Consider the following 26,098-nt stretch of genomic DNA (forward strand, 5'->3'; position numbering starts at 1 on the left):
GTTCGGTTCGGACTCAGTGCGTACGGGTGACTTTGCTCAGGTGTCGCGGCTGATCCGGGTCCATGCCACGGGCCACGGCCAGACCGGCCGCCATCACGTAGAAACTCTGGATCGCCAGGATCGGGTCGAGGGCCGGGTGCTCGGCACGGCTCAACGTCAGGTCACGTTCGATCACGTCATCCGGGGCGGCCAGCAGCACGCGGGCGCCACGCTGGCGCATCTCGGCTGCCAAGCTCAGCAGACCGGCCTGTTCGGCACCGCGCGGGGCGAACACCAGCAATGGGTAGTGTTCGTCGATCAGGGCCATCGGGCCGTGGCGGACTTCGGCGCTGCTGAAGGCTTCGGCCTGGATTGCCGAGGTTTCCTTGAATTTCAGCGCGGCTTCCTGGGCAATGGCAAAACCGGCGCCACGGCCGATCACCATCAACCGCTCGCAATCGCGCAGGGCGTCGATGGCCAGGCTCCAGTCCTGTTGCGCGGCTTCGCGCAGGCCCTCGGGCAGGGCGTTGTGCGCCTCCAGCAATTCGCTGTCTTCTTTCCAGTGGGCGATCAGACGAGCGCTGGCGCTGAGGGTGGCGATGAAACTCTTGGTCGCGGCGACACTGCTTTCGGTACCGGCCAGCAACGGCAGGCTGAATTCACAGGCAGCTTCCAGCGGCGAATCGGCGGCGTTGACCATCGACACGCTGAGGGCGCCGCGCTTGCGCAGCAGACGCAGGCTGTTGACCAGATCCGGGCTCTGGCCCGACTGGGAAAACGCGAACGCAACCTGACCGCTGACCTTCAACGGCGCCTGTTGCATGGTCACCACCGACATCGGCAATGATGCCACCGGTACGCCAAGTTGCTGCATGGTCAGGTAGGCGAAGTAGCTCGCCGCATGGTCGGAGCTGCCACGAGCAACGGTCATCGCCACTTGCGGCGGCTGACGGCGCAGGCGCCCGGCGATCTCGATCATTTGCGGGTCGAGCTGCTGCAGTTGGGCTTGCACGGCCTCGAACGAGGACAGCGCCTCCTCAAGCATTTTTGAAGTCAATGTCTTCTCCTTCGACCATGACGGCGGTCAGTGTGAGTGAGCGATCCAGCCGCACGCAGTCGGCCCAGGCGCCAGGTGCAAGGCGCCCGCGTTCGGTGATGCCGAGGTAGTCGGCGGGGAATTGCGAAAGACGTTGCGAGGCCTCTGCGATCGGCAGACCGATCTTCACCAGGTTGCGCAGGGCCTGATCCATGGTCAGGGTGCTGCCGGCCAACGTGCCGTCGGGCAGGCGCACGCCGCCCAGGCATTTGGTGACGGTGTGGCTGCCGAGCTTGTACTCGCCATCGGGCATGCCGGCGGCTGCGGTCGAGTCGGTGACGCAATACAGGCATGGAATCGAGCGCAGGGCCACGCGGATCGCGCCGGGGTGTACGTGCAGCAAGTCCGGAATCAGTTCGGCGAATTTGGCGTGGGCCAGCGCCGCGCCGACGATGCCCGGCTCGCGGTGATGCAGCGGGCTCATGGCGTTATAAAGGTGGGTGAAACTGGTGGCGCCGGCTTCGAGGGCGGCGACGCCTTCCTCGTAACTGCCGAGGGTGTGGCCGATCTGCATGCGGATGCCACGGCTGCTGAGTTCACGAATCAAACCGTCATGGCCGGCGATTTCCGGGGCGATGGTAATCACCCGGATCGGCGCCAGTGCCAGATAGTCTTCGACCTCAGCCATCAACGCGGTGTGGGCGAAGTTCGGCTGGGCGCCGAGTTTGCCGGGATTGATGTACGGGCCTTCGAGGTGAACGCCGAGCACCCGGGCGGCGCCTTTCGGACGCTGTTCGCAGAACTCGCCGACCTCCTTGAGCACGCTGGCAATCTCGGCACTCGGCGCGGTCATGGTGGTGGCCAGCAGCGAGGTGGTGCCGAAGCGCACGTGGGTTCGGGTGATGGTCTCGAACGCGCTGGCGCCTTCCATGATGTCCTTGCCGCCACCGCCGTGGACGTGCAGGTCGATGAAACCCGGCAGCAGATACGGCAAGTCATTGGTCGCCGGATCGCAAGGCACGCCTTCGATCGACACGACTCTGCCGTGTTCGTGGATCAGCCGGCCGCGAATCCAGCCGTCAGCGGTGAGGATGTTGTCTTCAGACATTTCGCTTCTCTCGTTTGGCCTGGCTGCTGATCAGCGGCGAAGCTCTGCAACAAAGTCGTAGTAGTCGTTGCGGCAATAGGTGTCGGTGACTTCGATCGGCGTGTTGTCTTCCAGGTAGCCGACCCGGGTCATCAGCAGCATCGCAGTGCCGGGGGCGATGCCGACCAGTGCGGCGAACTCGTCCGAGGCGTTGATCGCCTGGATGTGCTGCAAGGCGCGCACGATCGGTTTGCCGATGCTGTCGAGGTGTTCGTAGAGGGAATCGCCCACCACCTGTGGCTTGGGCATGATCGAGGCGGGCAGGGTGCTCATCTCGATGGCCATCACGGTGTCGTCGGCTTTGCGCAGGCGTTTCATGCGCGCGACCTTGTCGTTCGGCGACAGGCCGAGGCGGATCAGTTCTTCGTGGGTCGGCAGGGTGATTTCCCGCTCCAGCCATTGCGAGCTGGGCACGAAGCCCTTGAGGCGCAGCATCTCGCTGAAACCCGACAGGCGCGACAGCGGTTGTTCGAGGCGTGGAGTGATGAAGGTGCCGGAACCTTGCAGGCGGCGGATCAAACCTTGATCGAGCAGGACTTCCAGCGCCTTGCGGGCGGTGACCCGGGAAATCCCCAGCATCTCGCTGAGATTGCGCTCCGACGGCATCGCCTGTTCGGCTTTCCACTGGCCGGCATGGATCGCCGCTTCCAGGTTGCGCGCCAGTTGCAGGTACAGCGGCGTCGGCTGGGAGTCGTCAGGGCGCAGGGCGTGGAGATCGTTCATGCAAGGCACTTCCGGAGCTGATATTGGTTTGTTGTCGCTCGCTGTTTCGGCGAAAACTAATACCACTTGCATACCATGTCAACGCAGCGGAAAGGCCTGTAGTCCTTTGGAATCGGGTGTTTCAGGGCGGGTGGTTTCAAGTGGTATTAGCGGTGGGCTATGGAAAGCAAAAGATCGCAGTCTGCGGCAGTTCTGGCGGGTGAAAGTGGTATCACCGTTCAGACGTTGCCGCAGGCTGCGATCTTTTTGATTTATTTTTTGCGGGCGACCAATGGTCGGGAGAAAGGGCCGTTTGCGGCCCCTCGGGAGCGTGCTCCCTGGATGACAGAATCAGGGGCGGATTTCGATCATCGTGCCGTCCGGCACCAGGTTCCAGACTTCGCGCATGTCGACGTTGCGCATGGCGATGCAGCCGTCGGTCCAGTCCAGAGTGTGGAACAGTTGTTCGGGGTTGTCCTCGGAGTCCGGCGTGCCGTGGATCATGATCATGCCGCCAGGCTCGACGCCTTCGCGGCGGGCGCGGGCGGAGTCGCTGATGTTCGGGTAAGAGATGTGCATCGACAGGTTGAATTTGTCGCTGGTCTTGCGCCAGTCGATCCAATAGAAACCTTCCGGTGTGCGTTTGTCGCCCTCAATCAGCTTCGGGCCTTTTTTCGCGCCCTTGCCCAAGGAGATGCGATAGCTTTTGAGCGGCTTGCCGTCAGCGATCAACTGCAGCTGATGGGCCGATTTCAGCACCAGTACTTTTTCGATGAGCGGGGTGTTCGAAGGCGTCACGGTGGTCACGAATGACGCTTGGGAGACGGTGACGAACGACAGGCAGAACAGGGCAAGCAACCAGCGCATTGAAACGATTCCCCAGAAATGAAGCAGATACTTTATTTATAGATAGTGTGCAGGCGCTGTCGCGGGCTGCGTTAGCCGGTTATCGGCCGGCCGCCGTCGAAATCAAGTAATGGCCGGTTGAGCGAGCGGCGGAATCGATTCGGAGCGAACCGGATAGACCTCGACGCGCCGGTCTGCAAAGAAGCATTCCAAAGTACGGCCCACCGTGCGGAAAGCCAGCTCGTCCCAGGGAATGTCGGCTTCGTCGAACAGTTGTACTTCCAGGCTTTCAGGGCCAGCGGCGAAGTCCAGATCCGCCAGCTCGGCGCGGAAAAACACATGCACCTGACTGATGTGCGGCACGTCGATCAGGGTGTAGATGCTCAGGTTGCGCACCCGGGCGCAGGCTTCCTCGGCGGTTTCGCGGATGGCGGCCTGCTCGATGGTCTCGCCGTTTTCCATGAAACCGGCGGGCAGCGTCCAGTAACCGAGGCGTGGCTCGATGGCGCGGCGACACAGCAGGACTTTGGTGCCCCAGGTCGGCACGCAACCGGCCACGATATTGGGGTTCTGGTAGTGAATCGTCTGACAGCTGTCGCAGACGAATCGCAGCCGCGAGTCGCCTTCGGGAATGCGCTGGGTCACCGGGTTGCCGCACTGGCTGCAAAATTTCATGCTGGGGTTCCTGAATGCTGCGCCTATCTTGGCGTGCAGCGGTGTCAGTCGGCAAGTTGTCGTTTCGCGACATGACGCCTGTTCGGGGCTTGGGCGGTCGCAATGATTGGTGCATGATGCAGGGTAAGGCACCGATCGAGAACACTTATGCTGGACGAGCTACTGCACCGGGTAAGCAATCACACGCCGCGCACGCTGGAGACCGACACGCGTTTCCCCGAGGCCGCTGTCTTGGTGCCGATTACTCGCAGTGACGAACCCGAACTTGTCCTCACCCTGCGCGCCAGCGGGCTCTCGACCCACGGCGGCGAAGTCGCCTTCCCCGGTGGACGACGCGATCCGGAAGACCCGGACCTGATTTTCACCGCCCTGCGTGAAGCCGAAGAGGAAATCGGCCTGCCGCCGGGACTGGTCGAAGTGATCGGTCCGCTCAGTCCGCTGATTTCCCTGCATGGCATCAAGGTCACGCCGTATGTCGGGGTGATTCCCGACTTTGTCGAATACCAGGCCAATGATGCCGAGATCGCTGCGGTGTTCAGCGTGCCGCTGGAGTTCTTCCGCAAGGATCCGCGCGAACACACCCACCGCATCGACTATCAGGGTCGCAGTTGGTACGTGCCGAGCTACCGTTACGGCGAATACAAGATCTGGGGGCTGACGGCGATCATGATCGTCGAGTTGATCAACCTGCTCTATGACGCCAAAATCAGCCTGCATCAGCCGCCCAAAAGCTTCATCCATACCTGAAGCCATCGCTCGAATGGCCAGCCATCGTGAGCCCTGAGGAAAACAAGATGAAATACCGCCTGGGCGACGCCCGTGTCGAAACCCATCCGCAGAGCTGGGTCGCCCCCAACGCCGTGCTGGTGGGCAAGGTCAAACTGGAAGAGGGCGCCAACGTCTGGTTCAACGCCGTGTTGCGCGGCGATAACGAACTGATCCTGATCGGCAAGAACAGCAACGTGCAGGACGGCACGGTGATGCACACCGACATGGGTTATCCGCTGACCATCGGCACCGGCGTGACCATCGGCCACAACGCCATGCTCCACGGCTGCACGGTCGGCGACTACAGCCTGATCGGCATCAACGCCGTGATTCTTAACGGCGCGAAAATCGGCAAGAACTGCATCATCGGCGCCAATTCGCTGATCGGCGAAGGCAAGGAAATTCCTGACGGCTCGCTGGTGATGGGCTCGCCGGGCAAGGTCGTGCGCGAACTCACCGAGCCGCAGAAGAAGATGCTCGAAGCCAGTGCCGCGCACTATGTGCATAACTCCCAGCGCTACGCGCGCGATCTGGTCGAGCAGGAAGAATGACAACCCCGGAAAGACCCGTCGCCTCGCCATGCGTGAGCATTTGCGCGCTGGATGAGGATGATATTTGTACCGGTTGCCAGCGTACTGTCGAGGAAATCACTCGCTGGAGCCGGATGACGAATGATGAACGCCGGGTTGTGCTCGGGCTCTGCCATGAGCGGGCGAAGGCCAGTGGCCTGGTCTGGATGATCGGCAAAACGCCAGGGCAATAACCGATTTGATTGGCGTCATCGAAGGGCTGAAGTAACCTGTGCGCCAAATTGACAGGTCACGCCCATGATTTTCCTCATCGCTTACATCAGCAGCGTCGTGCTGATCAACTTCGCCTTCTCCACCGCGCCGCACCTGGACATCATCTGGTCGGCCTGGGGCGGGCTGGTGTTCGTGCTGCGCGACATGGTGCAGATTCGCTTCGGCCACGGCGCGATCGTGGCGATGCTGGCGGCGCTGGTGCTGTCCTATGTCACGTCCGATCCGTCGATTGCGCTGGCCAGCGCCACGGCATTCGCGGTCTCGGAGTGCATTGACTGGCTGGTGTTCACCATCACCAAGCGCCCGCTGCGTGACCGCTTGTGGATCAGCTCGGCGCTGAGCATTCCCCTCGATACCTTCATCTTCTTCGGCATGATCGATCTGCTGACACCGCCGGTGATCATCACGGCCCTGGCCTCGAAGTTCGCCGGTGTCACCGCGGTCTGGCTGATCATGGCCTGGCGCGAACGCAAACAGGCTGTCGCCGGCTGAAGCCAAACCCTCAGGTTCATGTAAAATGCCGCGCTTTCTCCCCATGGAAAGCGCGTCTGGCGTTGCTTTCCTCGATGATCCGCTTCTTTGAGGACCTGAGATGACCCGTATCGGAACTCCATTGTCGCCGACCGCGACCCGCGTATTGCTGTGTGGCTGTGGTGAGTTGGGCAAGGAAGTGGTGATCGAACTGCAACGCCTGGGCGTTGAAGTGATCGCCGTTGACCGTTACGCCAATGCGCCGGCCATGCAGGTTGCGCATCGCAGCCACGTGATCAACATGCTCGACGGCGCCGCCCTGCGTGCCGTGATCGAAGCCGAGAAGCCGCACTTCATCGTGCCGGAAATCGAAGCCATCGCCACCGCCACCTTGGTCGAACTGGAAGCCGAAGGCTTCACCGTGATCCCGACCGCTCGCGCTGCGCAACTGACCATGAACCGCGAAGGCATCCGTCGCCTGGCCGCCGAAGAGCTGGACCTGCCGACTTCGCCATACCACTTCGCCGACACCTTCGAGGATTACAGCAAGGCCGTTCAGGACCTGGGTTTCCCGTGCGTCGTAAAACCGGTGATGAGCTCGTCGGGCAAGGGCCAGAGCCTACTGCGCAGCGCCGATGACGTGCAGAAAGCCTGGGATTACGCCCAAGAGGGCGGTCGCGCCGGCAAAGGTCGCGTGATCATCGAAGGCTTCATCGATTTCGACTACGAAATCACTCTGCTGACCGTGCGTCATGTCGGCGGCACGACTTTCTGTGCGCCGGTCGGTCACCGTCAGGAGAAGGGCGACTATCAGGAATCGTGGCAGCCACAGGCCATGAGTCCGGTGGCGCTGGCTGAATCCGAGCGCGTAGCCAAAGCCGTGACCGAAGCGTTGGGCGGCCGTGGCCTGTTCGGCGTCGAGCTGTTCATCAAAGGCGATCAGGTGTGGTTCAGCGAAGTGTCGCCGCGTCCGCACGACACCGGTCTGGTGACCCTGATTTCCCAGGACCTGTCGCAGTTCGCCCTGCACGCCCGGGCAATCCTCGGCCTGCCGGTGCCACTGATCCGTCAGTTCGGCCCATCGGCTTCGGCGGTGATTCTGGTGGAAGGTCAGTCGACCCAGACCGCATTCGCCAACCTCGGCGCTGCACTGAGCGAGCCGGATACCGCGCTGCGTCTGTTCGGCAAGCCTGAAGTCAATGGTCAGCGCCGCATGGGTGTTGCACTGGCCCGTGACGAGTCGATTGAAGCCGCTCGTGCCAAGGCGACCCGTGCTTCCCGGGCGGTCGTTGTAGAGCTGTAATCTCGCAACCTGATCGCTCCCGCATCGGGCGGGAGCGATCAGGGCATTTACGACACCTGATTCAAATCGTTATTGCGCGTTTCCTTCAGGCACAGCACAGCGATCAAGCTGAGCACCGCTGCCGCCGACACATACCCGCCGACGTAACTCAAACCACCCATCGCCACCAGTTTCTGCGCGAAGAACGGCGCCGCCGAGGCTCCGACAATCCCGCCGAGGTTGTAGGCTGCCGATGCGCCGGTATACCGCACGTGCGTCGGAAACAGCTCCGGTAGCAATGCGCCCATCGGGGCGAACGTTACGCCCATCAGAAACAGCTCGATGCACAGGAACAGCGCCACGCCCCAGGTCGATCCCTGAGTCAGCAGCGGCTCCATCAGAAACCCGGAGAGAATCGCCAGCACACCGCCGACGATCAGCACCGGCTTGCGCCCGTAACGGTCACTGGCCCAGGCTGACAACGGTGTCGCGGCTGCCATGAACAGTACTGCGAAGCACAGCAGTCCGAGGAATGTCTCGCGGCTATATCCCAATGTGGATACGCCGTAGCTCAGGGAGAACACGGTCGAGATGTAAAACAGCGCATAGCACACCACCATGGCGGCGGCGCCCAGCAACGTCGGTGCCCAGTACTGACTGAACAGCTCGACCAGCGGCACTTTCACTCGCTCCTGACGGGCGATGGCATTGGCGAACACCGGGGTTTCGTGGAGCTTGAGGCGCACGTACAAGCCGACCATCACCAGCGCCGCACTGAGCAGAAACGGAATCCGCCAGCCCCAGCTACGGAATTGTTCATCATTGAGCGTCATGGCCAGGGTCAGGAACAGGCCGTTGGCAGCCAGAAAGCCAATCGAAGGGCCGAGCTGCGGGAACATGCCGAACCACGCCCGTTTGCCTTTCGGGGCATTTTCGGTCGCCAGCAGCGCTGCGCCGCCCCATTCGCCACCCAATCCCAGGCCCTGACCGAAGCGCAGCACGCACAGCAGGATCGGCGCCCAGGCCCCGATGCTGTCGTAACCCGGCAGCACGCCGATCAGCGTGGTGCAGACACCCATCAGCAGCAGCGAAGCGACCAAAGTCGATTTGCGCCCGATCCGGTCGCCGAAGTGGCCGAACAGTGCCGAACCCAAAGGTCGGGCGAGGAAGGCGATGCCGAAGGTCAGGAACGCCGAGAGCATCTGCGCCGTGCCGGAGGTCTGCGGGAAGAACACCGGCCCGATCACCAGCGCAGCGGCGGTGGCGTAGACGTAGAAATCGTAGAACTCGATGGCCGTGCCGATGAAACTCGCCGTGGCCACGCGGGTGGCGGAGTTGGTCGGTTGGGCAGGCGTGGTGTCGCTGTAAGCGGTACTGGTCGTCATGCGGTGATCCCTGACAGTCATGAGCTCCGTTGGAGCGAATTATTATGGTCGAACACCCAGGGATGTGGGATGAGGCGCGATCGCTGCTTCAGGTAGGAACAGTCGTCGGTGTGGTGCGGATATTGCCGATGAACCGGCCGGAATTTGTCGGGTGCGGGGTAAGCACGCGGTTCGGCGGGGCTTGGGTAAGCTCCGCGATTATAGGAAGGTGGCTAACGATTGAACAAGGGGCTGTCTAGCGCGCCGTGGCCAGCGCCGGAACGGAAGAGGTGTGCCAGATCAGGACTTTGCTCACCCGGTTTTCCTCGGTTTCGAGAATCTCCAGCCGGTAGCGGCCGATCTTCAGGCAGACCGCGCTTTCCGGAATGGTTTCCAGCGCCTCGGTCACCAGGCCATTGAGGGTCCGGGGGCCGTCGCTGGGCAGGTGCCAGCCCAGGCATTTGTTCAGCTCGCGGATCGACGCCGCACCATCGATCACCATTCGGCCATCGGCCTGCGGGTGGATGTGCGGATTGTCGAGGCTGTGCTCGCTTTCGAATTCGCCGACGATCTCTTCGAGAATGTCCTCCAGGGTGACGATACCGAGGACTTCGCCGTACTCGTCCACCACCATGCCCAGACGCCGCTGCTGCTTGTGGAAGTTCAGCAGTTGCAGTTGCAGCGGGGTGCTTTCAGGGACGAAATACGGCTCGTAACTGGCCGCCAGCAAGGCTTCGCGGGTCAAGCTGCCATTGTCCAGCAGGTGGCGGATCTGCCGAGTGTTGAGCACCGCCTCGACCTGATTGATATCGCTGTGGAAGACCGGCAGGCGAGTGCGCCGGTTCTTGCGCAATTGCTCGATGATTTCTTCGATCGGATCGTCGAGGTTGATGCCGTCGACGTCACTGCGCGGCACCAGAATGTCGTTGACCGTGATGTTGTCCAGCGCATGGATGCCTGAAACCGGATGCGGACGCACCGGATGATCCGGATCGTCTTGACGCTCCGCCGGTACATCGTCTTCGCTCTGTTGCACCACCTGGGTCTTGCGGATGAACGGACGCATCAGCAAACCACTGATGCGGCTGAGCAGCCAGGCAAGTGGGTAAACGACCTTCAGCGGGACCGCCAGCAGCGTATTGCCGAACGACAACACCGCATCCGGATAACGCTGGGCGAGGGCGCGAGGGAAATAGTCGGCAAAAACCAGCAGCAGGGCGCCGGCGCCGAGACAAGCCGCCCAGGGGCCGTTTTCTTCACAGAGAAAGATTGCCAGCAGCGTGGCCAGAATGACGGCCAGGGCGCGGCACAGGGTATTGCAGAGGATCAGGCTGTCGAGCGGGAAGCTGAGCTTCGCCAGCGGCTTGTCGCTGGCGCGGGAGGCGGTACGTTGCGCGAGCAGGTGCTGTTGCGCCGCTTCAACGGCGGTAAACAGTCCCGACCAGAGAATCAGCAGGACAAATACCGCGAGCATCGGCCCTATGGGCAAACCGTCCATTTATGCCGCCCGTCAGATGTGCAGGATGTATTCACGAACCAATTTGCTGCCGAAATACGCGAGCATCAGCAGGCAGAAACCGGCGAGGGTCCAGCGGATTGCCTTGTGCCCGCGCCAGCCGAGGCGGTTACGGCCCCACAGCAGGACGCTGAACACGATCCAGGCCAGGCAGGCCAGCAGGGTTTTGTGCACCAGGTGCTGGGCAAACAGGTTCTCGACGAACAGCCAGCCGGAGATCAGCGACAGCGACAGCAAAGTCCAGCCAGCCCAGAGGAAACCGAACAACAGGCTTTCCATGGTTTGCAGCGGCGGGAAGTTCTTGATCAGTCCGGACGGGTGCTTGTGCTTGAGCTGGTGATCCTGCACCAGCAGCAACAAGGCCTGGAACACCGCGATGGTGAACATGCCGTAGGCGAGGATCGACAGCAGGATGTGCGCGAGGATGCCCGGTTCTTCATCGATCACCTGCACCGTGCCGGTCGGCGCGAACTGCGCCAGCAGCACCGTGATCGCACCCAGCGGGAACAGCAGCACAAGCAGGTTTTCCACCGGGATCCGCGAGCAGGCCAGCAGGGTCAGGGCGATGACAGCCGCAGCAATCAGGCTCGAGGCGCTGAAGAAATCCAGGCCCAGACCGATCGGCGTCAATAAATGGGTGAGCAGGCTGGCGCTGTGGGCCAGCACGGCGAGGACGCCGAGCGAGACCAGCAGGCGCTTGTTGGCCTTGGCGCCAGTGGCCAGGCGGGTGCCCTGATAGAGAGTCGCAGCGGCATAGAGAAGGGCGGCGGCGAGGGTGGTCAGCAAACTCGGTGACAAGGGGAGCATAAATCCTGTTAGGCAAGCCCGAAAGGGGCTGAGTTTGGCATAGAACCGCCATTGCACGAAAGACCGGCAAGCTGACAGCGAGGTGTCCGCCAGACGCAGTCTTCGCTATAATCCGCGACCTGCCCACGCCGCAGGCTCGCCGAGCACATGTTGATTCCGGTCTGGGCCGCCATTATCCCGGTCTACACAGGGCCTGAAAGGATCGCGCAATGTTTGAAAACTTAACCGACCGTCTCTCGCAGACGCTGCGCCATGTCACCGGCAAGGCGAAGCTGACCGAGGACAATATCAAAGACACCCTGCGCGAAGTGCGCATGGCGTTGCTCGAAGCCGACGTCGCCCTGCCGGTGGTCAAGGACTTCGTCAATTCGGTCAAGGAACGCGCTGTCGGCACCGAGGTGTCGCGCAGCCTGACGCCGGGCCAGGCGTTCGTGAAGATCGTCCAGGCCGAACTCGAAAGCCTGATGGGCGCGGCCAACGAAGACTTGAACCTGAGCGCCGTGCCGCCTGCCGTCATTCTGATGGCCGGTCTGCAGGGTGCGGGTAAAACCACCACCGCCGGCAAACTGGCGCGCTTCCTTAAAGAGCGCAAGAAGAAGTCGGTCATGGTCGTGTCGGCGGACATCTACCGTCCCGCTGCTATTAAACAGCTGGAAACCCTGGCCAACGACATCGGCGTGACGTTCTTCCCGTCCGACCTGAGCCAGAAGCCGGTCGACATCGCCAACGCGGCTATTAAAGAAGCAAAACTGAAATTCATCGACGTGGTCATCGTCGACACCGCCGGTCGTCTGCACATCGACGAAGAGATGATGGGCGAGATCAAGGCGCTGCACGCCGCGATCAATCCGGTTGAAACCCTGTTCGTGGTCGACGCCATGACCGGTCAGGACGCGGCCAACACGGCCAAGGCCTTCGGTGATGCGCTGCCGCTGACCGGTGTGATCCTGACCAAGGTCGACGGTGATGCCCGTGGCGGTGCCGCGCTGTCCGTTCGCGCAATCACCGGCAAGCCGATCAAGTTCATCGGTATGGGCGAGAAGAGCGAAGCGCTCGATCCGTTCCACCCGGAGCGTATCGCTTCGCGGATCCTCGGCATGGGCGACGTGCTCAGCCTGATCGAACAGGCTGAAGCGACCCTCGACAAGGACAAGGCCGACAAACTGGCCAAGAAGCTGAAGAAGGGCAAGGGCTTCGACCTCGAAGACTTCCGTGATCAGCTGCAGCAGATGAAGAACATGGGCGGCCTCGGCGGGCTCATGGACAAACTGCCGAACATCGGCGGCGTCAATCTCTCGCAAATGGGCAATGCCCAGAACGCTGCAGAGAAGCAGTTCAAGCAGATGGAAGCCATCATCAACTCCATGACCCCGGCCGAGCGCCGCGACCCTGAGCTGATCAGCGGTTCGCGCAAGCGCCGGATCGCCATGGGTTCCGGCACCCAGGTGCAGGACATCGGCCGCTTGATCAAGCAGCACAAGCAGATGCAGAAGATGATGAAGAAATTCTCCGCCAAGGGCGGAATGGCGAAAATGATGCGCGGCATGGGCGGTATGTTGCCCGGCGGCGGCATGCCAAAAATGTAAGGTGTCCCGTCTCACCCATTCTGCTCACTTATGGCGGCGTCTGATGCCCTCATGCTGCGTTGCCGCTCCTCGCCATAGCGGGCTATGACTCGTCGCGGCGCCTTGCTTGAGGGCATCAGCCACTCGCCAAAAGTGAGCGAAATGGATGAGGCGGGACACTAGAATCCGCGCCGGTCGTCGTACTGGCGCAGACCCTGCAAGGACGCAGGATCAACAGCAAACCCGCACTCGGCGGGAGCTGATCGGCCGTTTTGAACGACGGCCCCATATGCAAATCTGCACGGCATGCCATAGGCGCCGGAAAAAGTCATTTGCAAAAGTCCGGATATTCCTTAGAATATGCGGCCTTTCGGGCACCCATGCCCGCTGTGCATTTAGATTTGCAGCACCGACTACAGGAACGATGTTCACATGCTAACAATCCGTCTTGCCCTTGGCGGCTCCAAAAAGCGCCCGTTTTACCACCTGACCGTAACCGACTCCCGCAACCCGCGTGACGGTTCCCACAAAGAACAGGTTGGTTTCTTCAACCCTGTTGCACGTGGTCAGGAAGTTCGTCTGTCCGTGAACCAAGAGCGCGTTGCCTACTGGCTGAGCGTTGGTGCACAGCCTTCTGAGCGTGTTGCTCAGTTGCTGAAGGAATCTGCCAAGGCTGCAGCCTGAGCAGTATGAGCGCGACGCCAGAAAAAGCTGATGACCTGATCGTTGTCGGCAAGATTTTTTCGGTTCACGGCGTTCGCGGCGAGGTGAAGGTCTTTTCCTTTACCGATCCGATTGAAAACCTGTTGAACTACCGCAACTGGACGCTTCGGCGCGAAGGCGTGGTAAAGCAGGTCGAGCTGGTCAGCGGCCGATCCACTCAAAAGGATCTGGTTGCCAAGCTCAAAGGCCTCGACGATCGCGATGAAGCCCGTCTTCTGAGCGGTTACGAGATTTGCATCTCGCGAAGCCTTTTGCCCAACCTGACTGGCGACGAGTACTACTGGTACCAGTTGCAGGGTCTGAGTGTCATCAACCAGAACGAAGAATTCTTCGGCAAGGTTGATCACCTGTTGGAGACCGGCGCGAACGATGTATTGGTGGTCAAACCCTGCGTCGGCAGCCTGGATGATCGCGAGCGGTTGTTGCCCTATACGGAGCAATGCGTGCTGGCAATCGACCTGGAAGCAGGCGTGATGAGGGTGGAATGGGACGCGGACTTCTAAGCAATGGCCAGCCTGCGCGTAGACGTCATTACGCTGTTCCCCGAGATGTTCTCGGCCATCAGTGAGTACGGCATTACCAGTCGTGCGGTCAAACAGGGGCTCTTGCAGCTGACCTGTTGGAATCCGCGGGATTACACGACGGATCGGCATCACACTGTGGACGATCGCCCGTTTGGCGGTGGTCCGGGCATGGTGATGAAGATCAAGCCCCTGGAAGATGCTCTGGTTCAGGCCAAGGCAGCAGCCGGGGAGGCGGCGAAGGTGATTTACCTGTCCCCCCAAGGCCGTCAACTGACTCAGTCGGCGGTACGCGAACTGGCGAAATCGGATGCATTGATCCTGATTGCCGGTCGCTATGAAGGCATTGACGAGCGTTTTATTGATGCTCATGTCGATGAAGAGTGGTCGATTGGTGACTATGTGTTGTCTGGCGGCGAGCTGCCGGCCATGGTCATGATCGATGCGGTTACACGACTGCTGCCCGGAGCTTTAGGGCATGCGGATTCCGCTGAGGAAGATTCCTTTACGGATGGTCTGCTGGATTGCCCGCACTACACCCGACCTGAGGTGTATGCGGATCAGCGTGTTCCCGACGTGTTGCTGAGTGGCAATCACGCGCATATCCGGCGTTGGCGTTTACAGCAGTCCCTTGGTAGGACCTATGAACGACGCGCCGATCTTCTGGAAAGCCGCTCGCTTTCTGGAGAAGAGAAGAAGCTGCTCGAGGAATACATCCGCGAGCGGGACGATAGTTAACAACGTATCGATGGTAGATCAAACGATTTACCTTAGGAGCACAGCATGACCAACAAAATCATCCTTGCACTCGAAGCAGAGCAGATGACCAAAGAAATCCCTACCTTTGCCCCGGGCGACACCATCGTCGTTCAGGTGAAAGTGAAGGAAGGCGATCGTTCCCGTCTGCAAGCGTTCGAAGGCGTTGTAATCGCCAAGCGTAACCGCGGCGTGAACAGTGCGTTCACCGTTCGTAAAATCTCCAACGGTGTTGGCGTAGAACGTACTTTCCAGACCTACTCCCCGCAGATCGACAGCATGGCTGTTAAACGTCGCGGTGACGTACGTAAAGCCAAGCTGTACTACCTGCGCGACCTGTCGGGTAAAGCAGCTCGCATCAAGGAAAAACTGGCTTAAGTCCAGCTTCCGATGCAGAAAAAAGCAGCCTACGGGCTGCTTTTTTGTTGCCCGCAATTTATCCCCAGCATTCCGTTTCAGGCCTGACCCATGACCCCTCGCGAGCAAGAAATCGAACGTCGCACCGAACTCTCGGTGACCCGCGTGACCAAGGCGGTTTTCCCGCCGACCACCAACCACCACAACACCCTGTTCGGCGGCACGGCGCTGGCCTGGATGGACGAAGTGTCGTTCATCACTGCCACGCGCTTCTGCCGTTTGCCGCTGGTGACCGTGTCGACCGATCGCATCGACTTCAATCACGCGATCCTGGCAGGTTCCATCGTCGAGCTGGTCGGGCGGGTGATCAAGGTCGGCAACACCAGTCTCAAGGTCGAGGTGGAAGTGTTCGTCGAAAGCATGAGCTGTGACGGACGTGAGAAAGCCATTCACGGGCAGTTCAGCTTTGTTGCGATTGATGATGACAAGCGTCCGGTGCCGGTGCTGCCGGGTTTCGCGACCTGATTTAGCACCGAGCCGCGGCATTCGCGGGCAAGCCCGCTCCCACAGATTTTGTGTTGTCCGCTGATGTTGCGTTCGACACGGACACTGTGGGAGCGGGCTTGCCCGCGATTTGATCTGTCAGGCGCTGCCACTCTCCGGCTGAATCAGCGCCACCAGCGTCCACCCCGGCCCCGGCTTTAGCACGGTTTCCGGCGACACCACATGCACCCAGCCGCTGTCATCGCGCATGAACAGCAGGGTCGCGCGATTACCATGCAGCGCCCGGTAATCGTCCCAGCCAAACCCGTCCGTCAACGTCGTGCTGTACAGGTCGGCACCCTGACCCAGTTGGCTGGCGAGTCTGGCGTAAGTCAGCGCCTCGCTCCCCAGTTGATTGCCGCGATGTTCGAGGCTGGCGCGGTGCTTGTCGCTGCGACGGCTTTCCTGACCGCTGGCCAGCCCGAACAGGCGTTGATGGCCAAAGTCATGACGAAAGCGCATGGCTGCCAGCGTATTGAGTTCGCCCGACGGTGACAGCGCCAGCAAATGCCCCAGCCCGACCAGGTCCAGATGCGCATCGGCATGCTGCGAGGCCGGGTTGCCGAAGTAGGTCGGCAAGCCATCCATGCGCGCCGCGCGGATGTTTTCCCAACTTGAATCTGTCAGCAGCACCCGGCTGCCCAGCTGTTGCAGCGACTTGCCAAGCAGACGTGCAGGTCCGTTCGCCCCGACGATCAGGAAGCCACTGGGCGCCGGCTCTGCTACTTTCAACAGACGCGCCAGTGGCCGGGCAGTCGCGCTTTGCAGCACGACGGTGCCGATGATCACGGCGAAGGTCAGCGGTACCAGCAACAGCGCACCTTCATGGCCCGCTTCATCCAGGCGAATCGCAAAGATCGCCGAGACTGCCGCTGCGACGATCCCGCGCGGGGCAATCCAGCACAACAATGCGCGCTCCCGCCAACTCAGGCTGGAGCCTGCGGTACTCAGCACCACGTTCAGCGGTCGGGCGATCAACTGAATCACCAGCAACAGAATCAGCACCAGCGGTCCGAGACCGATCAACGCGTTCAGATCCAGTCGCGCCGCGAGCAAAATGAACAGCCCGGAAATCAGCAGCACGCTGAGGTTTTCCTTGAAGTGCAGGATGTGCCGCACGTCCACGCCCTTCATGTTCGCCAGCCACATGCCCATCAGCGTCACCGCCAGCAGCCCGGATTCGTGCATGACCTGGTTGGCGGCGATGAATATTCCCAGCACCGCGGCGAGCGATGCCAGATTGTGCAAATACTCTGGCAGCCATTGGCGCCGGATGATCGTGCCGAGCAGCCAGCCACCGGCGACGCCGAACGCGCTGCCGCAGACAATCACTCCGCCAAACGTCAGCAGGCTCTGTTCCAGACCATGACCTTCGGCCCGGGCGATGATGAAGCTGTAGACCACCACCGCGAGCAGCGCGCCAATCGGGTCGATCACAATCCCTTCCCAGCGCAGGATGTTGGCGATCGAAGCCTTTGGCCGCACCACCCGTAGCATCGGCACGATCACGGTCGGCCCGGTGACCAGGGTCAGGCTGCCGAACAGGATGGCGAGCAGCCAGTCGAAGCCCAGCAGCCAGTGGGTCGCGACCGCAATCACTACCCAGGTCGAGAGCGCTCCGATGGTGACCAGGCGATGCACGACGCTGCCAATCTCGCGCCATTCCGACAGGTGCAGGGTCAGGCTGCCTTCAAACAAAATCAGCGCTACCGCCAGCGACACCAGTGGCATCAGCAACGGACCGAACATTTCCTGCGGGTCGAGCCATCCCAGCACGGGGCCCGCCAGAATGCCGGTCAGCAGCAGAAACAGAATCGCCGGCAGCTTCAGGCGCCAGGCGAGCCATTGGCAGCCCAGCGCGGCGGCACCGATACCACCGAAAGCCAACAGAATTTGCTGCTCGTTCATTGAAGCTCCCTGTTCCTTGAAATAGCGGGCTATGAAAGACTAGCGGCCATTTCAACCGTTCACTCTTTATTTGCGCGCAGTGCCAAGCCTGCGTGTCTTGAGCGCCCATGCCTGCCATCGACCACCCACTGATCGACCAGTTTCTCGACGCCCTCTGGCTGGAAAAAGGTCTCTCCGACAACACTCGCGATGCCTACCGCAGCGATCTCGCGCTGTTCAATGGCTGGTTGCAGGAGAAAGGTCTCGAACTGATCAATGCCGGTCGCGAACTGATCCTCGATCACCTGGCCTGGCGTCTGGAACAGAACTACAAACCCCGTTCCACTGCGCGATTTCTCTCCGGTGTGCGTGGCTTTTATCGCTACCTGCTGCGGGAAAAACTGATTTCGGTCGATCCGACCTTGCGCGTGGATATGCCACAGCTCGGTCGGCCATTGCCCAAATCCCTGTCGGAAGCCGACGTCGAAGCCCTGCTGAAGGCGCCAGACCTCAGCGAAGCCATCGGCCAGCGCGATCGCGCCATGCTCGAAGTCTTGTATGCCTGCGGCCTGCGTGTCACCGAGCTGATCAGCCTGACCCTGGAACAGGTCAACCTGCGTCAGGGCGTGTTGCGGGTGATGGGCAAAGGCAGCAAGGAACGGCTGGTGCCGATGGGCGAGGAAGCGATTGTCTGGGTCGAACGCTACCTGCGCGATGGTCGCGGTGAACTGCTGGGCGGGCGCCCCAGTGATGTGCTGTTCCCCAGCCAGCGCGGCGAACAGATGACTCGGCAGACCTTCTGGCACCGCATCAAGCATCAGGCCAAGGTCGCCGGCATTGGTAAATCGCTGTCGCCGCACACCTTGCGTCACGCGTTTGCCACACACCTGCTCAACCATGGCGCCGACTTGCGGGTGGTGCAGATGCTGTTGGGCCACAGCGACCTGTCGACCACGCAGATCTACACTCACGTCGCCCGGGCGCGGTTGCAGGATCTGCATGCCAAACATCACCCGCGCGGCTGAGCGCCATTTGTCTTGCGACAGGCGCATTCGGCCACGGGAGCCTTATGTGGTAGGCTTTGCCGGTTTGCACGATGGGCGGTTATGACCCGGTGTTCCGGCACGGGCGTTCTGATCGTTCCATTTGTCCGCCTTCAGGAGTTCTCATGCGTCTGACCCAGATTTTCGCCGCCGCAGCCATTGCGTTGGTCAGCACCTTTGCCGTCGCCGATGACGCGGCCGACAAAGCGATTCGCCAAAGCCTGGAAAACCTCCAGCTCGACGTGCCGGTGGACACCATCACCGCCAGCCCGCTGCCGGGCCTGTATGAAGTCAAGCTCAAGGGCAGCCGCGTGCTCTACGCCAGCGCCGACGGCCAGTACATCGTTCAGGGCTACATGTTCCAGCTCAAGGACGGCAAACCGGTCAACCTGACCGAGAAGACCGAGCGCCTGGGCATTTCCAAACTGATCAATGCGATCCCGGTGGCCGAGACCGTGGTTTATCCGGCCGTGGGCGAAACCAAGTCGCACATCACCGTGTTCACCGACACCACTTGCCCGTACTGCCACAAGCTGCACGCCGAAGTGCCCGAGCTGAACAAGCGCGGCATCGAAGTGCGTTACGTGGCGTTCCCGCGTCAGGGCCTGGGCTCGCCGGGTGACGAACAGCTGCAAGCCGTGTGGTGCTCGAAAGACAAGAAAGCCGCCATGGACAAAATGGTCGATGGCAAGGAAATCAAGGCCGCCAAGTGCGAGAACCCGGTTTCCAAGCAGTTCGCCCTCGGTCAGTCGATCGGCGTGAACGGCACACCGGCCATCGTTTTGGCCGACGGACAAGTCATTCCGGGCTACCAGCCTGCGCCACAAGTCGCCAAACTGGCGCTGGGCGCGAAGTAATTCGCATCGTCACGCTCAGGCGTTGACGAGCGTGGTCCGGCGGCAGGATTGCCGGGCCATCAACAGAGAGCCGCGAACCTGCGGTTGTTTTCACGGCCGGCCTCGTGTCGGCCGTTTTATGGGGAGTTCACAGTGAAACCGGTCAAAGTAGGCATCTGTGGGTTAGGGACCGTCGGTGGCGGAACCTTCAACGTACTTCAGCGCAACGCCGAGGAAATTGCTCGTCGTGCCGGGCGTGGAATCGAAGTGGCACAAATTGCCATGCGCACGCCAAAGCCTCAGTTCCAGACGACCGGTATTGCGATTACCAACGATGTCTTCGAAGTGGCCACGAACCCTGAGATCGACATCGTCATAGAGCTGATGGGCGGCTACACCGTTGCCCGCGAGCTGGTACTCAAGGCCATCGAGAATGGCAAGCATGTGGTCACCGCGAACAAGGCTCTGATTGCCGTTCACGGTAATGAAATTTTCGCCAAGGCACGCGAGAAAGGCGTGATCGTGGCATTCGAAGCGGCGGTAGCCGGCGGCATTCCGGTGATCAAGGCGATCCGTGAAGGCCTGTCCGCCAACCGTATCAACTGGGTCGCCGGGATCATCAACGGCACCGGTAACTTCATCCTCACCGAAATGCGCGAGAAGGGGCGCACCTTCGAAGACGTGCTGGCCGAGGCGCAAGCGCTGGGCTACGCCGAAGCCGACCCGACCTTCGACGTCGAAGGCATCGACGCCGCGCACAAGCTGACGATCCTGGCATCGATCGCGTTCGGTATTCCGCTGCAGTTCGACAAGGCTTACACCGAAGGCATCACCAAGCTGACCACCGCCGACGTGAACTACGCCGAAGCGCTGGGCTACCGCATCAAGCACCTGGGCGTTGCACGCAGCACCGCCGCCGGTATCGAGCTGCGCGTACACCCGACGCTGATCCCGGCCGATCGTCTGATCGCCAACGTCAACGGCGTGATGAACGCGGTGATGGTCAACGGTGACGCTGCCGGTTCGACCCTGTTCTACGGCGCCGGCGCCGGCATGGAGCCGACTGCTTCGTCGGTGATCGCGGATCTGGTGGACGTGGTTCGCGCCATGACCTCCGACCCGGAGAACCGCGTGCCGCACCTGGCCTTCCAGCCGGACTCGCTGTCGGCCCATCCGATCCTGCCGATCGAAGCCTGCGAAAGCGCCTACTACCTGCGCATTCAGGCCAAGGACCACCCGGGCGTACTCGCTCAGGTGGCGAGCATCCTCTCGGAGCGCGGCATCAACATCGAGTCGATCATGCAGAAGGAAGTCGAGGAACACGACGGCCTGGTGCCGATGATCCTGCTGACCCATCGCGTGCTGGAACAGCACATCAACGATGCGATCGCCGCCCTCGAAGCGCTGGCGGGCGTGGTCGGTCCGGTTGTGCGGATCCGCGTCGAGCACTTGAACTAAGCCGATCTCCTTCACCGGTCCCGCCAGCGGGGCCGGTGTCGTGAACACTGTCCATTGGAGTCAGTCATGCGTTACATCAGTACCCGCGGCCAGGCACCGGCCCTGAATTTCGAAGATGTCCTGCTGGCCGGTCTTGCCACCGACGGCGGTCTGTACGTCCCGGAAAACCTGCCACGTTTCACCCAGGAAGAAATCGCTTCCTGGGCCGGCCTGCCGTACCACGAGCTGGCTTTCCGCGTCATGCGCCCGTTCGTTACCGGGAGCATTCCGGACGCCGATTTCAAAAAGATTCTTGAAGAAACCTACGGCGTGTTCGCCCACAACGCCGTGGCGCCGCTGCGTCAGCTGAACGGCAACGAATGGGTGCTGGAGCTGTTCCACGGCCCGACCCTGGCGTTCAAGGACTTCGCCCTGCAACTGCTCGGTCGTTTGCTCGACTACGTGCTGGAAAAGCGCGGCGAGCGCGTGGTCATCGTCGGCGCCACCTCCGGTGACACCGGTTCGGCCGCCATCGAGGGCTGCAAGCACTGCGAAAACGTCGACATCTTCATTCTGCACCCGCACAACCGCGTGTCTGAAGTGCAGCGTCGGCAGATGACCACCATCCTCGGTGAGAACATCCACAACATCGCCATCGAAGGCAACTTCGATGACTGCCAGGAAATGGTCAAGGCCAGCTTCGCCGACCAGAGCTTCCTCAAGGGCACCCGTCTGGTGGCAGTGAACTCGATCAACTGGGCGCGGATCATGGCCCAGATCGTTTACTACTTCCACGCAGCCCTGCAACTGGGCGGCCCGGCGCGTTCGGTGTCGTTCTCGGTGCCGACCGGCAACTTCGGCGACATCTTCGCCGGTTACCTGGCACGCAACATGGGCCTGCCGATCAACCAGTTGATCGTCGCCACCAACCGCAACGACATCCTGCACCGCTTCATGAGCGGCAACCAGTACGTCAAGGAAACCCTGCACGCCACGCTGTCGCCGTCGATGGACATCATGGTCTCGTCGAACTTCGAACGCCTGCTGTTCGACCTGCACGGTCGCAACGGCGCGGCGATTGCCGGGCTGATGGATTCGTTCAAGCAGGGCGGCGGTTTCAGCGTCGAACAGGAACGCTGGACCGAGGCGCGCAAACTGTTCGACTCGCTGGCCGTGGACGATGCGCAAACCTGCGAAACCATCGCCGAAGTCTACGAGCAGACCGGTGAAGTGCTGGATCCGCACACCGCCATCGGCGTGAAAGCCGCTCGCGAATGCCGCCGCAGCCTGGACATCCCGATGGTGATTCTGGGCACGGCGCATCCGGTCAAGTTCCCGGACGCGGTGGAGAAAGCCGGTGTAGGAAAAGCTCTCGAACTACCTACACATCTTTCTGATTTGTTTGAGAGAGAAGAGCGCTGCACTGTGCTGGCGAACGAGCTCAAAGCCGTGCAAGCCTTTGTCAGCCAGCATGGCAACCGCGGCAAGCCTCTTTAAGCCCGCAAAGCTGTCACATTTTGAAGCCCGTCTCCTGACGGGCTTTCTTGTTTTTGCATGCCACACTGCGCGCGTTTCGCCCACCAAGGACGGGCGAGTCGATGACGAAGGATGTGGCAATGCGGTTTTTTTCAGGATTGAAACCAGCTCTGTGCTGGTTGTTTTTATTGGGATGCTTCGGGTTGTCGCAGTGGATCGAAGCAGCCCATCTGACGAAGCATTCCGATGCGCTGGAGGCGGTTCAGCCCATCGAGCTGAATGAGCATGAGCGTCAGTGGATTCGAGATAACCCACGGGTGACCGTCGCCTCGGTGCAATACCCGTTGTATCTGTTTCAGGACGAGCATGGCCAGTGGAGCGGCTTGAACAACGATGTACTCAAGCACATCAGCGCCATGACCGGATTGCAGTTCGTTCATCAGGAATCGTTTTCCACCGACCACATGCTTGAACGGCTCCAGAGTGGCGTGGCCGACATCAGCACGACGTTGGCAATGAACGACGAGCGCAAGGCGTTTCTGGAGTTCAGTCACGCGTTTGGCGGTGCCGGGTGGGTGTTCGTCGGTCATTCGGGCGAGCCGGCAATACGGTCGCTCGAGATGCTGGCCAAGCGAGTCCTGGTGCTGCCGGCCCGACATGCGCTGGAGGACAGCATTCGACGTGACTACCCGTCGATCGAGATCCGCTCGGTCAAGACCTATGCCGAGGCCCGGGCGCTGGTCGAAAGCGGCGAGGCTTACGCCACTATCGAAAACGAGATCGGCGCGCAGCTGTTTCCCTCCGGCCTGCTCAGGGTCGGTGGTCTCGTCGAGGGCAAGTGGGAGGCCGACCATCTGGCGGTACGCAAGGGGCTACCCGAGCTTGTGAGCATCCTCAACAAAGCCTTGGGCGCTTTCTCGGCGGCCGAACTGCGTGCCATGCGCCTGAAGTGGCTGGACGGAGTATCACCTGCGCCGGCACCGTCGTTCCGCGCTCGGCTGATCGAGTGGGGATGCTGGGGGATGGGGGCACTCGGGTTGTTAGGCCTGCTTTCGCTGCTATGGAATCGTCGACTCGCTACTGAAATAAAACAGCGCAGGGAGGCTGAAAAGGGCCTGGGTGATCAACTGGCCTTTCAACACGCATTGATCGATGCGATGCCTGACCCTGTGTTCGTTCGCGATCTGCAGGGCCGGTTGATCATGTGCAACCGCAGTTATGAAGATGCGCTGTCGGTCCGGCTGGAGCAGGTGCAGGGCCGAATGCTGTTCGAATTCGATGCACTGCCACAGGCCACGGCATTGATGCTGCATGACGAATTCATGGCGCAACTGGGTACGCGTAAAACACGCTTCAGCAAGCGGCAACTGATGTTCAAGAGCGGCCCCCGTCAGATCTATCAATGGACGGTGCCGTTTTACAGTGTCGATGGAAAACTGCGCGGCCTGCTCGGGGGCTGGACGGACATCACCGAGCGGCGGAAGGAGAGCGGGTGTCGATGTCTGCATTAAAGATGGGAAAAGTCCTATAAAACGCGGCTACTTTTCTGATGGGAGGCTTAGGACGAACACCCTAGAGTGACAAGCCACTGCGGCGTGAATCCGCGATTGTCGTTCCAGAGGTCGTCCCATGCGCTCGCTCAAGATCCTGATTCTCGAACCCAACCCGTTCCAGTTGATGGCGTTGCACCAGATGCTCAACGCCATCGGTATCTACGATGTGCTGACCGCACCGTCGCTGGGTTCGGCAAAGCGTTCACTGGAGCGCCGCGGAACCGTCGACATCGCCGTGTGCAATCCACAGTTGCAGAGCGGCGACGGGTTGGCGCTGATCCGGCATCTGGCCGACCGGCAAGCAGCGCGGGCACTGATTATGGTGGGGGCTGTGGCGCCCGCCATGCTGGATGATCTGGAAGCCTTGCTGGGCGAGCACCGGATCACCTTGCTGGGCCGCCTTCACACGCCGGTCTCGGCGGTATTGATGAGGGCGTTGCTGGACACCTACATGACCATCCCTAGGCAATCCGTCGACGCTTGAGCCTTGTGGTTATTTTTCTGTCATCGTCACCATGCATGCTCCGATAGGCCGGTGACGCTCCGGGAGAGGCCGGCGACGAGCAGAACTTTCCTCTCGGGCCGGTTGTCATTTACTGTGAACACGCCCCAGACACTGTGTTTTCGGACTATTGAGTGGAGATCGAGATGGAAAGTATCAGTCTATTGCTCGGTGAGGCTCTGAGCCCGTATCAGGTGACGTTGACCCCTCGCGGTCGCCACGGCGAATGCCTGGTGACCTTGAAGAACGGCAGCGGCGCGATCGTGGTGGAGCGCGAATTCAATCAGGCGCAATTGAGCGACAAGCGCCAACTGACGGATGTGGTCGACGGCCTGCACCGTGACATCCTGATTGCAGAAGGCCGGCTGGAACCCTGTGTGATCGCCGCGTTGCGAAACGCAGCCCTCGACAAGCACCCGTCCCTCTGAAAACTGATTTTTCAATTGTGGGAACCTTCCTGCATCCCGATCAGTCAGACCCCGTAACAGCAGGATCAAGCATTGTGCTCCGGTGCTTGTCGCTTGCTGCTACGGGTCTTTGATACAGACCACGTTTAACCCCGAGTCGTCTCCCCACTTCTCGGGGTTTCTTTTTGCCCGGATTTCACTGCGCGGCCTGTTGCTGGAAGAAAATCCGCGCCTGTTCCAGATAATCCTGGCGCCGCTCGGGATCGAGCCAGTCGGCGTAGAGCTGGTTGAGGTGGTCGTGGGGCAGGGTGCGCAACAGTTGGTTGATCTCCGTGATCGCCTGCCGGCCCGCCGTGGTGTCGGTGCAGCCGACATGGCCCGACAGGTACTTGCCCGTGCCGCGAATCGGGAAGAACAGCAGTTCGTCTTCGGCGATCTCGGCCTGGCGCGCCTGGTAACGGATTTCCGGCCAGTAACCCAATACCACCTGCAAACGCCCCAGACGCTGCATCGACAGCAGGCTGCTGAGCGCATCGTTGCCGTAGTGGGGCGTCAGCGCGCCGCTCGGTGCCTGATGCAGCAATGTATCGATGTACTCGCCATAACTGCGTTCCGCCACCACTCCGACTTTTCGCTCGCCGTTGGCCAGAAACGCCGACAGATCGACTTCGTCCTCGACCAGAAACGGCTCCAGCACTTCGCGATCTCTCTGACGCACCACCAGACCATTGCTGACCGCGCGAAACGCGGGAATGGAGAACGCAATCCACTGGGCGCGTTCCTTGTTCCAGATCAGCGACGGATCGCAGGCGAAGGGATGTTCATGAAGCATTTGAATGCCACGGGCACGATTGACCCGCATCAAGGTGTGGTCGTATTGCGGCATGCCGGCAATCAGCATCGGCATCAATTGATCGATAACGCCCTGGCCCTTTTTCGGGCCTTCGAAGATCGTCAGCGGCGGCAGGTCGCGCAACAGCCAGATCAACGTCGGTTTGGCCTGCGCCCACGCCGGCAGCACCAGCAGAAATAGCAGGCCGAACAACCGCCAGGTCCACCAATGGTGGGCGCGGTTCGAGGCCGAGGGCATCAGGCG

Annotated in this window: 28 protein-coding genes; 18 read left to right on the plus strand and 10 right to left on the minus strand. The window is 61.0% G+C overall.

The genetic code is table 11. The features are described 5' to 3' along the window. Positions 1-13: 13 nt before the first annotated feature. The 5 genes from AC0R79_RS06275 to AC0R79_RS06295 form a co-directional block, all read right to left on the minus strand. Positions 14-1,036, minus strand: coding sequence for an SIS domain-containing protein (locus AC0R79_RS06275; RefSeq protein ID WP_474733721.1), 1,023 nt, complete (start codon positions 1,034-1,036; stop codon positions 14-16). Then, a complete protein-coding gene (gene nagA, locus AC0R79_RS06280; RefSeq protein ID WP_474733723.1) occupies positions 1,017-2,123 on the minus strand; it encodes an N-acetylglucosamine-6-phosphate deacetylase in 1,107 nt (368 codons plus the stop codon). Before nagA ends, AC0R79_RS06275 begins: the two co-directional genes overlap by 20 nt. Before the next feature lie 30 nt (positions 2,124-2,153). Next, the gene (locus AC0R79_RS06285) at positions 2,154-2,885 is read right to left on the minus strand and encodes a GntR family transcriptional regulator (protein WP_007954613.1); all 732 of its coding nucleotides are present in this window, start codon (positions 2,883-2,885) and stop codon (positions 2,154-2,156) included. A 330-nt stretch (positions 2,886-3,215) separates the two neighbouring features. Beyond that, positions 3,216-3,731 (minus strand): L,D-transpeptidase family protein, encoded by a 516-nt coding sequence (locus tag AC0R79_RS06290; protein WP_007954614.1) that lies wholly within the window; start codon positions 3,729-3,731, stop codon positions 3,216-3,218. 102 nt (positions 3,732-3,833) lie between these two features. After that, positions 3,834-4,385 (minus strand): NUDIX hydrolase, encoded by a 552-nt coding sequence (locus tag AC0R79_RS06295; RefSeq protein WP_085608171.1) that lies wholly within the window; start codon positions 4,383-4,385, stop codon positions 3,834-3,836. A gap of 147 nt (positions 4,386-4,532) precedes the next feature. Here AC0R79_RS06295 and AC0R79_RS06300 point away from each other — a divergent pair, with 147 nt between their 5' ends. The 5 genes from AC0R79_RS06300 (at position 4,533) to purT (ending at position 7,730) form a co-directional block, all read left to right on the plus strand. Further along, a complete protein-coding gene (locus tag AC0R79_RS06300; RefSeq protein WP_474733725.1) occupies positions 4,533-5,132 on the plus strand; it encodes a CoA pyrophosphatase in 600 nt (199 codons plus the stop codon). Between the two features lie 47 nt (positions 5,133-5,179). Beyond that, positions 5,180-5,704, plus strand: a complete 525-nt coding sequence (locus tag AC0R79_RS06305) for a gamma carbonic anhydrase family protein (RefSeq protein ID WP_007954617.1) — start codon at positions 5,180-5,182, stop codon at positions 5,702-5,704. After that, on the plus strand, positions 5,701-5,916 hold the full coding sequence (locus AC0R79_RS06310) for a DUF1289 domain-containing protein (RefSeq protein WP_007954618.1): 216 nt from the start codon (positions 5,701-5,703) through the stop codon (positions 5,914-5,916). Before AC0R79_RS06305 ends, AC0R79_RS06310 begins: the two co-directional genes overlap by 4 nt. Positions 5,917-5,980: 64 nt before the next feature. After that, positions 5,981-6,448 carry a preQ0 transporter gene (locus AC0R79_RS06315; protein WP_127797011.1) on the plus strand — a complete coding sequence of 156 codons (468 nt, stop codon included), beginning with the start codon at positions 5,981-5,983 and terminating at the stop codon, positions 6,446-6,448. 100 nt (positions 6,449-6,548) lie between these two features. Beyond that, a complete protein-coding gene (purT, locus tag AC0R79_RS06320) occupies positions 6,549-7,730 on the plus strand; it encodes a formate-dependent phosphoribosylglycinamide formyltransferase (protein WP_474733731.1) in 1,182 nt (393 codons plus the stop codon). Positions 7,731-7,777: 47 nt separating this feature from the next. On the opposite strand, the gene AC0R79_RS06325 is transcribed toward purT, so the two are convergent. The 3 genes from AC0R79_RS06325 to AC0R79_RS06335 form a co-directional block, all read right to left on the minus strand. Next, positions 7,778-9,094, minus strand: coding sequence for an MFS transporter (locus AC0R79_RS06325; RefSeq protein WP_127797013.1), 1,317 nt, complete (start codon positions 9,092-9,094; stop codon positions 7,778-7,780). Between the two features lie 235 nt (positions 9,095-9,329). Further along, positions 9,330-10,571, minus strand: coding sequence for a transporter associated domain-containing protein (locus AC0R79_RS06330; protein WP_474733732.1), 1,242 nt, complete (start codon positions 10,569-10,571; stop codon positions 9,330-9,332). A 12-nt stretch (positions 10,572-10,583) separates the two neighbouring features. Further along, the gene (locus AC0R79_RS06335) at positions 10,584-11,396 is read right to left on the minus strand and encodes a cytochrome C assembly family protein (protein WP_007954625.1); all 813 of its coding nucleotides are present in this window, start codon (positions 11,394-11,396) and stop codon (positions 10,584-10,586) included. A gap of 209 nt (positions 11,397-11,605) precedes the next feature. Between AC0R79_RS06335 and ffh the strand changes: the two genes are divergently transcribed. The 6 genes from ffh to AC0R79_RS06365 all read left to right on the plus strand — a co-directional run bounded on the left by ffh (position 11,606) and on the right by AC0R79_RS06365 (position 15,843). Further along, positions 11,606-12,982 (plus strand): signal recognition particle protein, encoded by a 1,377-nt coding sequence (ffh, locus tag AC0R79_RS06340; RefSeq protein WP_007954627.1) that lies wholly within the window; start codon positions 11,606-11,608, stop codon positions 12,980-12,982. A gap of 411 nt (positions 12,983-13,393) precedes the next feature. Further along, on the plus strand, positions 13,394-13,645 hold the full coding sequence (gene rpsP, locus AC0R79_RS06345) for a 30S ribosomal protein S16 (RefSeq protein WP_003198088.1): 252 nt from the start codon (positions 13,394-13,396) through the stop codon (positions 13,643-13,645). 5 nt (positions 13,646-13,650) lie between these two features. Then, entirely contained in the window at positions 13,651-14,187 is a 537-nt protein-coding gene (gene rimM, locus AC0R79_RS06350; RefSeq protein ID WP_007954628.1) for a ribosome maturation factor RimM, read from the plus strand. 3 nt (positions 14,188-14,190) lie between these two features. After that, positions 14,191-14,943 (plus strand): tRNA (guanosine(37)-N1)-methyltransferase TrmD, encoded by a 753-nt coding sequence (gene trmD / locus AC0R79_RS06355; RefSeq protein WP_007954629.1) that lies wholly within the window; start codon positions 14,191-14,193, stop codon positions 14,941-14,943. 45 nt (positions 14,944-14,988) lie between these two features. Next, the gene (rplS, locus tag AC0R79_RS06360) at positions 14,989-15,339 is read left to right on the plus strand and encodes a 50S ribosomal protein L19 (protein ID WP_003175895.1); all 351 of its coding nucleotides are present in this window, start codon (positions 14,989-14,991) and stop codon (positions 15,337-15,339) included. Positions 15,340-15,429: 90 nt separating this feature from the next. Further along, the gene (locus AC0R79_RS06365) at positions 15,430-15,843 is read left to right on the plus strand and encodes an acyl-CoA thioesterase (protein WP_474733739.1); all 414 of its coding nucleotides are present in this window, start codon (positions 15,430-15,432) and stop codon (positions 15,841-15,843) included. Positions 15,844-15,960: 117 nt separating this feature from the next. On the opposite strand, the gene AC0R79_RS06370 is transcribed toward AC0R79_RS06365, so the two are convergent. Continuing rightward, on the minus strand, positions 15,961-17,769 hold the full coding sequence (locus AC0R79_RS06370) for a cation:proton antiporter (protein WP_085609145.1): 1,809 nt from the start codon (positions 17,767-17,769) through the stop codon (positions 15,961-15,963). Between the two features lie 107 nt (positions 17,770-17,876). Here AC0R79_RS06370 and xerD point away from each other — a divergent pair, with 107 nt between their 5' ends. The 7 genes from xerD (at position 17,877) to AC0R79_RS06405 (ending at position 25,023) form a co-directional block, all read left to right on the plus strand. Continuing rightward, a complete protein-coding gene (gene xerD, locus AC0R79_RS06375) occupies positions 17,877-18,773 on the plus strand; it encodes a site-specific tyrosine recombinase XerD (RefSeq protein ID WP_007954632.1) in 897 nt (298 codons plus the stop codon). A 143-nt stretch (positions 18,774-18,916) separates the two neighbouring features. Further along, complete coding sequence (gene dsbC, locus AC0R79_RS06380) at positions 18,917-19,648, plus strand: bifunctional protein-disulfide isomerase/oxidoreductase DsbC (RefSeq protein ID WP_007954633.1); 732 nt, start codon at positions 18,917-18,919, stop codon at positions 19,646-19,648. A 132-nt stretch (positions 19,649-19,780) separates the two neighbouring features. Further along, positions 19,781-21,085, plus strand: coding sequence for a homoserine dehydrogenase (locus tag AC0R79_RS06385; protein ID WP_018926703.1), 1,305 nt, complete (start codon positions 19,781-19,783; stop codon positions 21,083-21,085). 66 nt (positions 21,086-21,151) lie between these two features. Beyond that, complete coding sequence (gene thrC, locus AC0R79_RS06390; RefSeq protein ID WP_474733741.1) at positions 21,152-22,561, plus strand: threonine synthase; 1,410 nt, start codon at positions 21,152-21,154, stop codon at positions 22,559-22,561. 119 nt (positions 22,562-22,680) lie between these two features. Next, a complete protein-coding gene (locus AC0R79_RS06395; protein ID WP_127800822.1) occupies positions 22,681-24,051 on the plus strand; it encodes a transporter substrate-binding domain-containing protein in 1,371 nt (456 codons plus the stop codon). A 118-nt stretch (positions 24,052-24,169) separates the two neighbouring features. Then, the gene (locus tag AC0R79_RS06400) at positions 24,170-24,577 is read left to right on the plus strand and encodes a response regulator (protein ID WP_127797021.1); all 408 of its coding nucleotides are present in this window, start codon (positions 24,170-24,172) and stop codon (positions 24,575-24,577) included. Positions 24,578-24,741: 164 nt separating this feature from the next. Next, complete coding sequence (locus AC0R79_RS06405; protein ID WP_007954641.1) at positions 24,742-25,023, plus strand: DUF3509 domain-containing protein; 282 nt, start codon at positions 24,742-24,744, stop codon at positions 25,021-25,023. Positions 25,024-25,198: 175 nt separating this feature from the next. Here the strand turns inward: AC0R79_RS06405 and AC0R79_RS06410 are convergent, their stop codons facing one another. Next, entirely contained in the window at positions 25,199-26,092 is an 894-nt protein-coding gene (locus AC0R79_RS06410; RefSeq protein WP_474733742.1) for a TIGR02285 family protein, read from the minus strand. Between the last annotated feature and the right edge of the window lie 6 nt (positions 26,093-26,098).

The sequence above is a fragment of the Pseudomonas sp. HD57-3 genome, from assembly GCF_056113135.1.

Bases quoted from the DNA above. Each gene is read 5' to 3' on its own strand.
- rimM (WP_007954628.1), top strand. From the start codon at position 13,651: ATGAGCGCGACGCCAGAAAAAGCTGATGACCTGATCGTTGTCGGCAAG.
- AC0R79_RS06285 (WP_007954613.1), bottom strand. From the start codon at position 2,885: ATGAACGATCTCCACGCCCTGCGCCCTGACGACTCCCAGCCGACGCCG.
- AC0R79_RS06395 (WP_127800822.1), top strand. From the start codon at position 22,681: ATGCGGTTTTTTTCAGGATTGAAACCAGCTCTGTGCTGGTTGTTTTTA.
- AC0R79_RS06330 (WP_474733732.1), bottom strand. From the start codon at position 10,571: ATGGACGGTTTGCCCATAGGGCCGATGCTCGCGGTATTTGTCCTGCTG.
- rpsP (WP_003198088.1), top strand. From the start codon at position 13,394: ATGCTAACAATCCGTCTTGCCCTTGGCGGCTCCAAAAAGCGCCCGTTT.
- AC0R79_RS06315 (WP_127797011.1), top strand. From the start codon at position 5,981: ATGATTTTCCTCATCGCTTACATCAGCAGCGTCGTGCTGATCAACTTC.
- purT (WP_474733731.1), top strand. From the start codon at position 6,549: ATGACCCGTATCGGAACTCCATTGTCGCCGACCGCGACCCGCGTATTG.
- AC0R79_RS06310 (WP_007954618.1), top strand. From the start codon at position 5,701: ATGACAACCCCGGAAAGACCCGTCGCCTCGCCATGCGTGAGCATTTGC.
- AC0R79_RS06335 (WP_007954625.1), bottom strand. From the start codon at position 11,396: ATGCTCCCCTTGTCACCGAGTTTGCTGACCACCCTCGCCGCCGCCCTT.
- ffh (WP_007954627.1), top strand. From the start codon at position 11,606: ATGTTTGAAAACTTAACCGACCGTCTCTCGCAGACGCTGCGCCATGTC.
- thrC (WP_474733741.1), top strand. From the start codon at position 21,152: ATGCGTTACATCAGTACCCGCGGCCAGGCACCGGCCCTGAATTTCGAA.
- AC0R79_RS06365 (WP_474733739.1), top strand. From the start codon at position 15,430: ATGACCCCTCGCGAGCAAGAAATCGAACGTCGCACCGAACTCTCGGTG.
- AC0R79_RS06290 (WP_007954614.1), bottom strand. From the start codon at position 3,731: ATGCGCTGGTTGCTTGCCCTGTTCTGCCTGTCGTTCGTCACCGTCTCC.
- AC0R79_RS06410 (WP_474733742.1), bottom strand. From the start codon at position 26,092: ATGCCCTCGGCCTCGAACCGCGCCCACCATTGGTGGACCTGGCGGTTG.
- AC0R79_RS06400 (WP_127797021.1), top strand. From the start codon at position 24,170: ATGCGCTCGCTCAAGATCCTGATTCTCGAACCCAACCCGTTCCAGTTG.
- trmD (WP_007954629.1), top strand. From the start codon at position 14,191: ATGGCCAGCCTGCGCGTAGACGTCATTACGCTGTTCCCCGAGATGTTC.
- AC0R79_RS06370 (WP_085609145.1), bottom strand. From the start codon at position 17,769: ATGAACGAGCAGCAAATTCTGTTGGCTTTCGGTGGTATCGGTGCCGCC.
- AC0R79_RS06300 (WP_474733725.1), top strand. From the start codon at position 4,533: ATGCTGGACGAGCTACTGCACCGGGTAAGCAATCACACGCCGCGCACG.
- rplS (WP_003175895.1), top strand. From the start codon at position 14,989: ATGACCAACAAAATCATCCTTGCACTCGAAGCAGAGCAGATGACCAAA.
- dsbC (WP_007954633.1), top strand. From the start codon at position 18,917: ATGCGTCTGACCCAGATTTTCGCCGCCGCAGCCATTGCGTTGGTCAGC.
- nagA (WP_474733723.1), bottom strand. From the start codon at position 2,123: ATGTCTGAAGACAACATCCTCACCGCTGACGGCTGGATTCGCGGCCGG.
- AC0R79_RS06305 (WP_007954617.1), top strand. From the start codon at position 5,180: ATGAAATACCGCCTGGGCGACGCCCGTGTCGAAACCCATCCGCAGAGC.
- AC0R79_RS06405 (WP_007954641.1), top strand. From the start codon at position 24,742: ATGGAAAGTATCAGTCTATTGCTCGGTGAGGCTCTGAGCCCGTATCAG.
- AC0R79_RS06325 (WP_127797013.1), bottom strand. From the start codon at position 9,094: ATGACGACCAGTACCGCTTACAGCGACACCACGCCTGCCCAACCGACC.
- xerD (WP_007954632.1), top strand. From the start codon at position 17,877: ATGCCTGCCATCGACCACCCACTGATCGACCAGTTTCTCGACGCCCTC.
- AC0R79_RS06295 (WP_085608171.1), bottom strand. From the start codon at position 4,385: ATGAAATTTTGCAGCCAGTGCGGCAACCCGGTGACCCAGCGCATTCCC.